This window comes from Rhizobium sp. P1_B8 (assembly GCF_056406515.1).
Window position 1 is genome coordinate 382,012 of sequence record NZ_JBFTZZ010000002.1, and the last position, 10,948, is coordinate 392,959.

Annotated in this window: 9 protein-coding genes and 1 pseudogene; 8 read left to right on the forward strand and 2 right to left on the reverse strand. The window is 60.8% G+C overall.

Annotated elements, in window-relative coordinates; translation table 11 throughout:
• The first annotated feature begins 180 nt into the window (after window positions 1-180).
• The 7 genes from AC1D2N_RS05560 (at window position 181) to AC1D2N_RS05590 (ending at window position 7,997) form a co-directional block, all read left to right on the forward strand.
• On the forward strand, window positions 181-1,314 hold the full coding sequence (locus tag AC1D2N_RS05560) for a transporter substrate-binding protein (RefSeq protein ID WP_130653911.1): 1,134 nt from the start codon (window positions 181-183) through the stop codon (window positions 1,312-1,314).
• Window positions 1,311-1,892: an ANTAR domain-containing response regulator gene (locus tag AC1D2N_RS05565; RefSeq protein ID WP_130653912.1), complete on the forward strand. Its 582-nt coding sequence runs from the start codon at window positions 1,311-1,313 to the stop codon at window positions 1,890-1,892. The genes AC1D2N_RS05560 and AC1D2N_RS05565 overlap by 4 nt, the downstream gene beginning before the upstream one ends.
• Window positions 1,892-2,740, forward strand: coding sequence for an ABC transporter permease (locus AC1D2N_RS05570; protein WP_017996436.1), 849 nt, complete (start codon window positions 1,892-1,894; stop codon window positions 2,738-2,740). The genes AC1D2N_RS05565 and AC1D2N_RS05570 overlap by 1 nt, the downstream gene beginning before the upstream one ends.
• On the forward strand, window positions 2,740-3,660 hold the full coding sequence (locus AC1D2N_RS05575) for an ABC transporter permease (protein WP_018246584.1): 921 nt from the start codon (window positions 2,740-2,742) through the stop codon (window positions 3,658-3,660). Before AC1D2N_RS05570 ends, AC1D2N_RS05575 begins: the two co-directional genes overlap by 1 nt.
• A 25-nt stretch (window positions 3,661-3,685) precedes the next feature.
• Window positions 3,686-5,305 carry an ABC transporter substrate-binding protein gene (locus AC1D2N_RS05580; RefSeq protein WP_018448587.1) on the forward strand — a complete coding sequence of 540 codons (1,620 nt, stop codon included), beginning with the start codon at window positions 3,686-3,688 and terminating at the stop codon, window positions 5,303-5,305.
• Window positions 5,306-5,367: 62 nt separating this feature from the next.
• Complete coding sequence (locus AC1D2N_RS05585) at window positions 5,368-6,312, forward strand: acetamidase/formamidase family protein (protein WP_130653913.1); 945 nt, start codon at window positions 5,368-5,370, stop codon at window positions 6,310-6,312.
• Window positions 6,309-7,997, forward strand: a complete 1,689-nt coding sequence (locus AC1D2N_RS05590) for an ABC transporter ATP-binding protein (protein WP_130653914.1) — start codon at window positions 6,309-6,311, stop codon at window positions 7,995-7,997. Before AC1D2N_RS05585 ends, AC1D2N_RS05590 begins: the two co-directional genes overlap by 4 nt.
• A gap of 56 nt (window positions 7,998-8,053) precedes the next feature.
• On the opposite strand, the gene AC1D2N_RS05595 is transcribed toward AC1D2N_RS05590, so the two are convergent.
• Window positions 8,054-8,440, reverse strand: a complete 387-nt coding sequence (locus tag AC1D2N_RS05595; RefSeq protein ID WP_245484511.1) for an Imm63 family immunity protein — start codon at window positions 8,438-8,440, stop codon at window positions 8,054-8,056.
• 348 nt (window positions 8,441-8,788) lie between these two features.
• On the reverse strand, window positions 8,789-9,316 hold the full coding sequence (locus AC1D2N_RS05600) for an Imm42 family immunity protein (RefSeq protein WP_165403123.1): 528 nt from the start codon (window positions 9,314-9,316) through the stop codon (window positions 8,789-8,791).
• 599 nt (window positions 9,317-9,915) lie between these two features.
• Between AC1D2N_RS05600 and AC1D2N_RS05605 the strand changes: the two are divergent.
• A pseudogene (locus AC1D2N_RS05605) lies at window positions 9,916-10,908 on the forward strand (IS3 family transposase).
• The last annotated feature ends 40 nt before the right edge of the window (window positions 10,909-10,948 follow it).

The window sequence follows — 10,948 nt, forward strand, 5'->3', positions numbered from 1 at the left end:
TGCGAGTGCATCGCAGCACACTTGACAAAGATAAGCTGCCTGTATTTTACTCAAGCCTGCGGAATAGGCAGACGGCCTGCCGCGTTGACATGACTCCGATAGTCTCTGGGCAGTTTCGCCCCATGACGCCTCATCGCTCGATGGGACCAGCGTCGTGGGGTTTTTTGATGTGGTCACTTGATGAACGACGCGCTGAAAATCGGCATCCTCTTTTCGACCACCGGCCCCTACGGTTCGATGGGCCGCGACGCGCGCGACGGCGCCGATTTCGCGATGGCCGAATATGCCGGCGTCGAAGGTCTGGCAATCGAACCGGTCTTCTTCGATCCGCATGCCGATCTTGCCGCCTATCTCGACGGCGCGCGCCATCTTCTGCGCGCCGGCTGCCGCCACATCGTCGGCACGATTACCTCGGCGGCGCGCAAGGAGGTCATCCCGCTCGTCGAGAAACATGACAGCCTGCTCTGGTACATGTGCCCCTATGAAGGTTTCGAGGCCAACGAGAACGTCATCTATGTCGGCGGCTGCCCGAACCAGCATCTGCTGCCGCTTTTCGAGCACCTGATCCCGCGTTACGGTGCAAGACCCTATCTCGTCGGCGCCAACTATGTCTGGGGCTGGGAGATGAACCGGCTCGCCCGCGAACTCATTACCAATGCCGGCGGCGAGGTGCTTGGCGAACGCTATCTTCCGCTCGAGGAAACCGCCGTCGAACGCATCGTCGCCGAGATCGCGCAGCGCCGCCCGAGCTTCATCCTCAACAATCTGATCGGCCCGTCGAGCTATGCCTTCCTGGAGGCGATCAAGGCCCTCGGTGATCGCGACCCGGCCTTCCGTGCGGAAAACTGCCCGGTGGTGAGCTGCGACCTGATGGAATGCGAGCTCGACGATATTGCCGCCGGCGCGGCCGCTGGCCAGCTTTGCGCCGCTTCCTATTTCGACAGTATCGCGACCCTAGAGAATGCCGCCTTCAAGGCCCGTGTCACTGAGCGTCACGGCGCGGAGCGGCGTGTCTCCAGCGTCTTTGCCAGCGCCTATACGGCCGTCCGGCTCTGCGTCGACGCGATCGTCGCTGCCGGCGGTGACGATCCCGACGCCGTCCGGCGCGAGCTCTACAATAGATCCTGGCCGACGCTGTTCGGCGCGCTTTCGATCGACCGCGAGACCAATCATGCCGCCCTGCCCTTCCATCTCGGCCGGATCAACGCCGACAACGGCTTCGATGTCGTCGCCTCGCGGCCGCCGCTCGCCGCCGACCCCTATCTGACCGGCCGCAACCGACAGGCCTTGCCGCGGCTAAGGGTGGTGTCATGAGAGAGACACCCAATTTTACCGGCTGGCAGGCGATGGTCCTGCATCGCGAGGACGGCAACACCGACAAGCTGATCCGCCAGCTTCGCCTACTCGGCATCCATGCAATGCTGCAATGGGCGCCGCTTTCGGCCGCGGCACTGCCCGATCTCGTCATCGTCGATGCCGACCAGGGCTGGGACGATCTGCTGCCCTGGAACGGCGAAACGCCTGCCTGCCCCGTCGTCGCCTTGCTTGGTTCGGAAGCGCCCGGCCGCATCGCCTGGGCGCTCGCACAGGGTGCCGGCGCGATCATCGCCAAGCCGATTGCCACATCGGCCGTCTATCCGGCGCTTGTCATGGCCGTCTCCATTCATCAGGAGCGCAAAGCGACTGCGGAAAAGCTGCAATATCTCGAGGAGCGCGTCCGGCTGCGGCCGCTCGTGCACGCCGCCGTCGAAAAGCTTCAGGCCGCACGCGGCATCGACGAGGAGAGCGCTTACGCAATCCTGCGCAACTGCGCCATGCGCCGCCGCCTGCCGATGGAGCAGATAGCAGCCTTCATTCTGGCGGGTGCCGAACCTCTGCCGGAGGCGGGCTGATGCATGTGCTGAAACAGATGATCCGCCAGCCGACGGCCCTCTTCGGCCTGATCGTCGTTACACTCGTCATCGGGCTCGCCATCGCAGCGCCGTGGATCGCGCCGTTCAGCCCCGACGAGCAGATGTTTGACGGCCTCTCGCTCGAAGGCGCGCCGCTGCCGCCGGGCGGTCCCTATCTGCTCGGCACCGACACGCTCGGCCGCGACCTCTTCTCCCGCCTGCTCTTCGGTGCCCGCACCTCGCTGATCATCGGCCTTGTCGCCAATGGCATCGCGGTGGCGATCGGCCTCTTCGTTGGCATCGTTGCCGGTTATCTCCGCGGGCTGCCGGGCAACATCCTGATGCGCTTCACCGATCTGATGATGGCCTTTCCGGCGCTGCTGCTCGCCATCGTGCTCGCGGCATTGCTGAAGCCGAGCCTGTGGATCGTCGCCATGGTGATCGCGCTCGTCAACTGGGTGCAGGTCGCCCGCATCGTCTATACCGAGACGCGCGGCCTGGTGGAGCGCGACTTCATCATGGCCGAGCGCTCGCTCGGCGCCGGCCATATGCGCGTGCTCTTCATGCATATCCTGCCGCATCTCGTGCCGACGGCAATCGTCTGGGGAACACTCGGCATCGCCACCACCGTGCTGCTCGAGGCCACACTCTCCTTCCTCGGCGTCGGCGTCCAGCCGCCGCAGCCCTCCTGGGGCAATATCATCTTCGAGAGCCAAAGCTATTTCCAGGCCGCCCCCTGGCTGGTCTTCATTCCCGGCGCGATCATCCTTCTGACGGCGCTTTCCTTCAATCTGGTGGGCGACGCGCTGCGCGACATTCTCGACCCGACCCAGCGCGGGAGGGGCTGATGGCGTCCCTCATGCTGCGCCGGTTGGCGCAGGCGGCTCTCATCCTGCTCGGCGTCGCGGCCATCACCTTCGTGCTGCTCTACGCCCTTCCGGCCGATCCTGCCCGCATGATCGCCGGCCGCAGCGCTACGGCCCAGACGGTCGCCAACATCCGCCATGAGCTCGGCCTCGACCAGCCGCTGCTGGTCCAGTTCGGCACCTATCTCGGCAATCTGCTGCACGGCAATCTCGGCCGCTCCTATGCGCAGAAGACCGATGTCTGGACGCTGATTGCCGCCCGCCTGCCGGCGACGCTGACACTGATGCTTGCCGGCATCGTCGTCGAGGTGGTGCTCGGCCTGACGCTCGGCACCATCGCCGCGGTGCGCCGCGGCGGCTTCGTCGACCGGCTGGTGATGATGGCCTCCTTTGTCGGCACCTCGGCGCCGCAGTTCCTTGTTGCCCTGCTGCTGCTCTACCTGCTGGCGGCAACGCTCGGCTGGTTTCCGATGAGCGGCTACGGCAGCTTCTCGCATCTCGTCCTGCCGGCCGTCACACTCGGCATATGCGGCGCCGGCTGGTACGCCCGCATGGTGCGCTCATCGATGATCGACGTGCTGAACCAGGATTATGTCCGCACGGCGCGCGCCAAGGGCCTTTCCTCGAAGCGCGTCATCCTGCGGCATGCACTGCCCAATGCCGTGCTGCCGATCATCGCCATGATCGGCATCGATATCGGCCAGTTCATGGGCGGCGTGGTCGTGGTCGAAGCGGTCTACGGCTGGCCCGGCATCGGCCAGCTCGCCTGGCAGGCGATCCAGCAGGTCGACATCCCGATCATCATGGGCGTCACGCTGACGTCGGCGCTCGCCATCATCATCGGCAATCTGCTTGCCGACCTCGTCGCGCCGGTCATCGATCCGCGCATCCGCACACGCTGACAGCAACCAAAGAAGGGGAACCAAGATGTTCAAACGCTGGCTGCAACAGACGACCATGGCAACGATGGTGGCGCTCGCCCCATTGTCCGTCATGGCCGAGGAAACGCCCAAGCAGGGCGGCGATATCGTCGTCACCTACAAGGACGACATCACCACGCTCGACCCGGCGATCGGCTACGACTGGGTCAACTGGTCGATGATCAAGAGCCTCTATTCCCGCCTGATGGACTATGCGCCCGGCACGCCGAACCCGGTTCCCTCGCTTGCCGAAAGCTTCACCGTTTCGCCCGATGGCTTGACCTATACCTTCAAGCTGCACAAGGGTGTGAAGTTCTCGAACGGCCGTGAGGTCGTCGCCTCCGACGTGAAATATTCGATCGAACGCGCCGTCGATCCGAAGACGCAAGGCCCCGGCGCCGGCTTCTTCGGCGCCATCAAGGGCTTCGAGGATGAAACCGGCGGCAAGACGACGACGCTCTCCGGCATCGAGACCCCGGATGATAGCACCGTCATCTTCAACCTCTCGCGTCCCGACGCCACCTTCCTGCACGTGCTTGCGATCAACTTCGCCTCAGTCGTGCCGAAGGAAGCCGTCGAGGCGGCCGCCGGCGACTTCGGCAAGAAGCCGGTCGGCTCCGGCACCTTCATCCTGAAGGATTGGACGATCGGCCAGCAGCTCGTTTTCGAGCGCAACAAGGATTATTTCGTCAAGGGCGTTCCCTATATCGACAGCTTTAAGGTCGAAGTCGGCCAGGAGCCGCTGGTGGCGCTCTTGCGCCTGCAGAAGGGCGAGGTCGATATTGCCGGCGACGGCATTCCGCCGGCAAAATTCCTCGAAATCAAGAATTCGGCCGACGGCGCGCAGATGATCGTCGACGGCGAACAACTGCACACCGGCTACATCACGCTGAACACCAAGGTGAAGCCCTTCGACAACGTCAAGGTTCGCCAGGCGCTGAACATGGCGATCAACAAGGACCGCATCACCCGCATCCTCAACGGTCGCGCAACGCCTGCCAACCAGCCGCTGCCGCCGCTGATGCCGGGCTACGACAAGTCCTTCACCGGCTATGCCTATGACGTGGCGAAAGCCAAGGCGCTGCTGGCCGAAGCCGGCTATCCCGATGGCTTCGAGACCGTGCTCTACTCCACCAACACCGATCCGCAGCCGCGTATCGCCCAGGCGATCCAGCAGGATCTGGCCGCCGTTGGCGTCAAGGCCGAAGTCCGGGCGCTGGCCCAGGCAAACGTCATCTCGGCCGGCGGCACCGAAGGCGAAGCGCCGATGATCTGGTCGGGCGGCATGGCCTGGATCGCCGACTTCCCGGATCCGTCCAACTTCTACGGCCCGATCCTCGGCTGCGCCGGCGCGGTTCCGGGCGGCTGGAACTGGTCATGGTACTGCAATGCCGATCTCGACAAGCGCGCCGTTGCCGCCGACTCCATGTCCGATCCGGCAAAGGCGACCGAGCGCACCGCCGCCTGGGGCAAGATCTTTACCGACATCATGGCCGATGCGCCGTGGATCCCTGTCATCAACGAACGCCGCGTCGTCGCCAAGTCGCTGCGCATGGGCGGCGCTGACAACATCTACATCGATCCGACCCGCGTCATCAATTACGACGCGATCTACGTCAAGCAATAGACCCAAGGATCGAACCTTCCCGGCGCTAACCGGGAAGGCCATAAATTTCAGGGAGACATGACATGTGCATCGCCTGCACCCACACCATTCACCGCGCCCAGCATAATTTCGGCTGGAACAAGGATTTCGCCCCCGCCGTCGTCGCCAAGCCCGGCGAGACGATCCACTTCGAATGTATGGATTCATCAGGTGGCCAACTCCGAAGCGACGCCACGCTGGAAACGCTGAACGCGCTCGATTTCGGCAAGATCAACCCGGTCTCCGGCCCGGTCTATGTCGAAGGCGCCAAGCCCGGCGATGCGCTGAAGGTGACGCTGCGCAAGTTCATTCCCTCGGGCGTCGGCTGGACGGCCAATATCCCAGGCTTCGGCCTGCTTGCCGATCAGTTCAAGGTTCCGGCGCTGCATGTCTGGTCCTATGACGCCAACAGCATGGTGCCTGCCCTTTACGGCCCGGGCGGCCGTGTGCCGCTGAAGCCCTTCGCCGGCACGATCGGCGTCGCACCCGCCGAGCCCGGCACCCATTCCGTCGTTCCCCCACGTCGCGTCGGCGGCAACATGGATATCCGCGACCTGACGGCAGGGGTGACGCTCTATCTGCCCGTCGAGGTCGACGGTGCGCTGTTTTCGATCGGTGATACCCATGCCGCCCAGGGCGACGGCGAAGTCTGCGGCACGGCGATCGAGAGCCAGATGAACGTCGAAGCGACGATCGAGCTCGTCAAGGACGCCAAGCTGCAGACGCCGCGCTTCACCACAACCGAACCGGTGACCCGCCATCTCGACGGCGCCGGCTACGAAGTCACGACAGGCATCGGCCCTGATCTGATGACCGGGGCGCGCGAAAGCGTCATGCGCATGATCGATCTTCTCGGCGCCGAACACGGCATGAGCGCCATCGATGCCTATCTGCTCAGCTCGGTCTGCGGCGATCTCCGGATCAGCGAGATCGTCGACCAGCCGAACTGGGTGGTTTCCTTCTACTTCCCGAGGATCGTGTTCGCGTGAACGAAGCCATGCCAGCCGCAGCGCCGGTGCTCAGCCTTCGCAATCTGAGCGTCGATGCCCGCACACCCGAAGGCCGCAGGCCGGTGCTCCAGGATGTCAGCTTCGCGCTTGCAAGCGGCGAAACGCTCTGCATCGCCGGCGAATCCGGCTCCGGCAAGTCGGTCACCTCGCTGTCGATCATGGGGCTGTTGCCGAAAGCCTCGCTGCGGGTCGCCTCCGGCAGCGTGCTGCTTGGCGAGCGCGACCTGCTTAAGCTTTCCGATCGGGCGATGCGCAGCGTGCGCGGCGGCGATATCGCCATGGTGTTCCAGGAGCCGATGACCTCGCTCAACCCGGTCATGTCGGTCGGCAACCAGCTGACCGAGGCAATCCGCGCGCACCAGGGCAGCGAGAACGCCGAGGCGGTGGCGCTGAAGATGCTCGATGCCGTGCAGATCACCGAGCCGGCCCGGCGGCTGAAGCAATATCCGCACGAGCTTTCCGGCGGCATGCGCCAGCGGGTGATGATCGCGATGGCGCTCTCCTGCCGGCCGAAGGTGCTGATCGCCGATGAGCCGACGACCGCACTCGACGTCACCGTTCAGGCGCAGATCCTCCGGCTGATGCGCGAGTTGAAGCGCGAATTCGGCGCCTCGATCATCCTGATCACCCACGACATGGGCGTTGTCGCCGAAATGGCCGACCGCGTCGTCATCATGCAGAATGGCAGGATCGTCGAGCAGGGAACGGCGCTCGCCGTCTTCCAGCGGCCGAAGGAGGCCTATACGCAGCAATTGCTCGCCGCCGTCCCGCGGCTCGGCGCACTTGCCGGCACCGACCGTCCGCCGCGCATCACCCAGCGCGCCGTCGAGACGCTGCATCCGGACCGCACGCCGGTTCTGAACGTGCGCGACCTCACCGTCACCTATGGCACTGCCGCAAGCCGGTTTTTCAAGGGCAAGCCGCCGGTTGCAGCCGTGAACAGCGTTTCCTTCGATATCCTGCCGGGTGAAACGCTCGGCCTCGTCGGCGAAAGCGGCTCCGGCAAATCGACGACGGGCAAGGCCGTGCTCGGTCTCATCCCCTTCAAGGGCAACGTCCTGATCGACGGCCGTGACATCGCTGGGCTCAGCCAGCGTGAGATGCGGCCCGTGCGCCGCTCGGCGCAGATGATCTTCCAGGATCCCTATGCCTCGCTCGACCCGCGCATGGCCGTCGGCAAGGCGATCGGCGAACCGATGGTCATCCACGGTATCGGCAACCACAGCGAACGGCAGGACCGCGTCGCAGAACTGCTGCGCCGGGTCGGCCTGACGCCTGATGCGGCGACGCGCTACCCGCACGAATTTTCAGGCGGCCAGCGCCAGCGCATCTGCATTGCCCGGGCGCTGGCGCTGGAGCCCAAGCTGATCGTCGCCGATGAGAGCGTCGCAGCGCTTGACGTCTCCGTCCGCGCCCGCGTGCTCGAACTGCTGCTCGAACTGCAGGAAACGATGGGGCTCGCCTATCTGTTCATCTCCCACGACATGGCGGTGGTCGAGCGCATGTCCCATAACGTCGCCGTCATGCGCGCCGGCCGCATCATCGAAACCGGCACACGGCGGGACATCTTCGAGAACCCGAGGGATGATTACTCAAGAGCGCTGATCGCCGCGGTTCCGATCCCTGATCCGGAGGTCTATCGCGGCAGGGAAGCGCATGCGTGATTGAGGGTACTTGGTATCGCATTTGAGATCAGGTAATTCCGTCGTTGTATGGCGCCTTACGCAAGACTTCCTCGATTTCCAATTCTCTTTTTAGCCGCCATTCCTTTGACGCGAGTTCCAAATAGCCTAAGCTGCTCCTGAAACATAAGCCTTCTGAATTCCGTGCCTGGCTTGCCATGCGTGGCCGCATGGCTGGAAGCCATGTCATGCGTTATGTCCGAAAATAGAAAATACAAAACATCGTCGATTGACGAGCATTTCACTCTCTCCAGCTCAACGCCACGCTCTTCAACGACGTAATATATTTCGTCACTGTCTTTAAGATCGACGTATGGCGTCGCCATCCCATCACCTTGAAATTGAACGATGGTTTTTCCGGCAGGCACCCCGATTTTATGGGCGACCTCCAAGAAGCGGTTCTCTATCTCTGCCCTTTTCGACATGCTGTTTACCCATTGACGTGGAAGTTTCGTCCCGCGGCGATTGGAACCTCGGCAGGTTTTGCGGCCTATCTCAAATATCAAACCCTATTATCATCGTCGCGTCACAGCACTCGCCAGGGCACTGCGAGGACCGGTCCATGGATCACCAGCCTGATGTGAGGCGCCAGCAACCGCTACCTGACTGACTATGATGATAAAGTGGTCCCTGCTACACCTTGCTCTTCCCGCTGGCCGCGCATACGAAGCCGACTCCACCGCCTGCACGCCAGAACGTTGAGGGTGCGTTTTTCGGAATTCTCGATCGGTCGGCGCAGTTGACCAGAGAAACGCGGACACCTGGAGAGCAGGTCAGCTTGCTTCACCTTTCGACTCTTCCGCAGCATCATACATCCTATCGAGATAATCATATGCATCGAGCGCTACTCGATCGAATTCGCCTACATCTAAAGGAAAGTACTTCAGTTCTTTTCTTTCCATGTTGAAATATAAAATTTTCGATATATCGCCGTTCTCTACCAAATATATCTCGTACTTATCTAGAACATCGACATGAATGCCAACGTCAAATCGAGCAAATGCAAACTCTCCAGATATATAATTATATATTTCATCATCGTCATTTCTAATATCAGTAGAAATAACTGAAAACATCTTTTCCGTGGATAGCTTCATAAGCTCTGGACACGCGCGCTGTCCTCTATCGCTATGCAGGTATCGCATCCGAAAAAGTATATCTCGCAACGAAGTTATTACATCACAATTGCCTATAGATTCGCCTGCGATCCAATAACAAAAGCGTCCGTACATCCACAAACCGCCATGATTTTCATTCAGTTCAACAGTTATAGCGAAGCGGGCTCTATCTCCGAACTCCATATCTATTCCCTGGAATTTTTCGAATGCTGTTTTGAACTTGCGAGGCAGAGAACGTCCCACTGAAATGTGCCGTTCCAGCATTGTTCGAGAAGTATCTATATTAGCCACCACTCCACAAGCCCGTATACAAATTCGATTGGAATGCGCCGCCAGGGACAGTCCTGCCCCTGAAGGAGCTATTGATCGAGCCAATCATGATGCCAATGGACGATCTTCAATCGAGTAGCCGCCCTTAAATACTGGCCACCGCCCAGCCAAGGTTAGCATGCAGCAACTTAGCGAAGTCGCAATTCAACGGTATAAATATTACCTTCGATCGGCTTGTGCCTCTCAAATATCTCAACAATATCATCAAAAATTGTCGGACCTTCGTGCCTTTTTGCCATCCTTATTTGCTTCATGATCTCGTTTCGAGCGGATGAATGGCTCCTGTTCAAGCGTTTTTCTAGAACACGGACTGTTTCTTCATATCCAAGACGAGCACGTGATAAGTGATGGTTCTCCCAAAACAGAATGCATCCGTTCTCCGGTAATCCCCCCGCAAATTAACGGGCTTCAAAAGTAGAATTTTCTCGGGCTTTATGATCGAGGAGATTTTGATGAAGACGAGCAGATTCAGCGAACCCCAAATCCTTGCCATCCTGCGCCAAGCAGAAGGCGGCGTTCCTGTGCCGGAGTCTGGAGGATGAGAACCGGCGGCTGAAGAAGATGTATGCCGAGATGAGCATGCAGGCAGAACTGCTGAAGGAAGCCTTGGGAAAAAAATAACACGGCCGTCTCAACGCCGAGAGATGGCCGGGAAAGCAGTGGCGTTGCACGGGGTGAGCATTGCGCTTGCCTGCCGCACCTTCGAGGTCAGCGAGACCTGCTATCGTTACAGCGCCAAGCTGAACGACGAGAACGAGCAGATCGCCGATCTCCTGATCGGACTGACGCGGGCAAAGAAGACTTGGGGCTTTGGCCTGTGCTTCCTTTACCTGCGGAATGTCCGAGGACATCGCTGGAACCACAAGCGCGTATACCGCATCTACCGTGAGCTGGAGTTGAACCTCAGGATCAAGCCACGCAAGCGTTTGAAGCGGGACAAGCCCGACGCTCTGACTGTGCCGGATGCGCCGAACCTGGTCTGGTCAATGGATTTCATGGCGGATCGTTTGGAAGACGGCAGGCAATTCCGGCTGTTGAATGTCCTGGACGACTTCAATCGCGAGGGGCTGGGCATTGAGGTGGACTTTTCGCTGCCTGCTGAACGCGTCATCCGCAGCCTGAACCAGATCATTGAATGGCGAGGCAGACCATTCGCCATTCGTGTGGACAACGGACCTGAGTATGTCAGTGGCAAACTGATGGAATGGGCAGCAACGCAAGGAATTGCTTTGAGCCACATCCAGCCCGGAAAGCCGCAACAGAATGCCTATGTCGAGCGCTACAACCGCACCGTCCGACATGAATGGCTTGACCAGTACATCATTGAAAGCATCGAGGAGGCGCAGGAATTCGCCACACAGTGGCTATGGACCTACAACAACGAACGGCCCAATATGGGCATCGGCGGCATAACGCCCGCACAGAAACTGAAAATGGCCGCGTGATTTCTACTGCTGAGCCCCGTTAAGAATGGGGGGATTACCC

Coding starts and splice junctions, on each gene's coding strand:
- AC1D2N_RS05560 (WP_130653911.1), top strand. CDS start 181: ATGAACGACGCGCTGAAAATCGGCATCCTCTTTTCGACCACCGGCCCC.
- AC1D2N_RS05565 (WP_130653912.1), top strand. CDS start 1,311: ATGAGAGAGACACCCAATTTTACCGGCTGGCAGGCGATGGTCCTGCAT.
- AC1D2N_RS05570 (WP_017996436.1), top strand. CDS start 1,892: ATGCATGTGCTGAAACAGATGATCCGCCAGCCGACGGCCCTCTTCGGC.
- AC1D2N_RS05575 (WP_018246584.1), top strand. CDS start 2,740: ATGGCGTCCCTCATGCTGCGCCGGTTGGCGCAGGCGGCTCTCATCCTG.
- AC1D2N_RS05580 (WP_018448587.1), top strand. CDS start 3,686: ATGTTCAAACGCTGGCTGCAACAGACGACCATGGCAACGATGGTGGCG.
- AC1D2N_RS05585 (WP_130653913.1), top strand. CDS start 5,368: ATGTGCATCGCCTGCACCCACACCATTCACCGCGCCCAGCATAATTTC.
- AC1D2N_RS05595 (WP_245484511.1), bottom strand. CDS start 8,440: ATGTCGAAAAGGGCAGAGATAGAGAACCGCTTCTTGGAGGTCGCCCAT.
- AC1D2N_RS05600 (WP_165403123.1), bottom strand. CDS start 9,316: ATGGAGTTCGGAGATAGAGCCCGCTTCGCTATAACTGTTGAACTGAAT.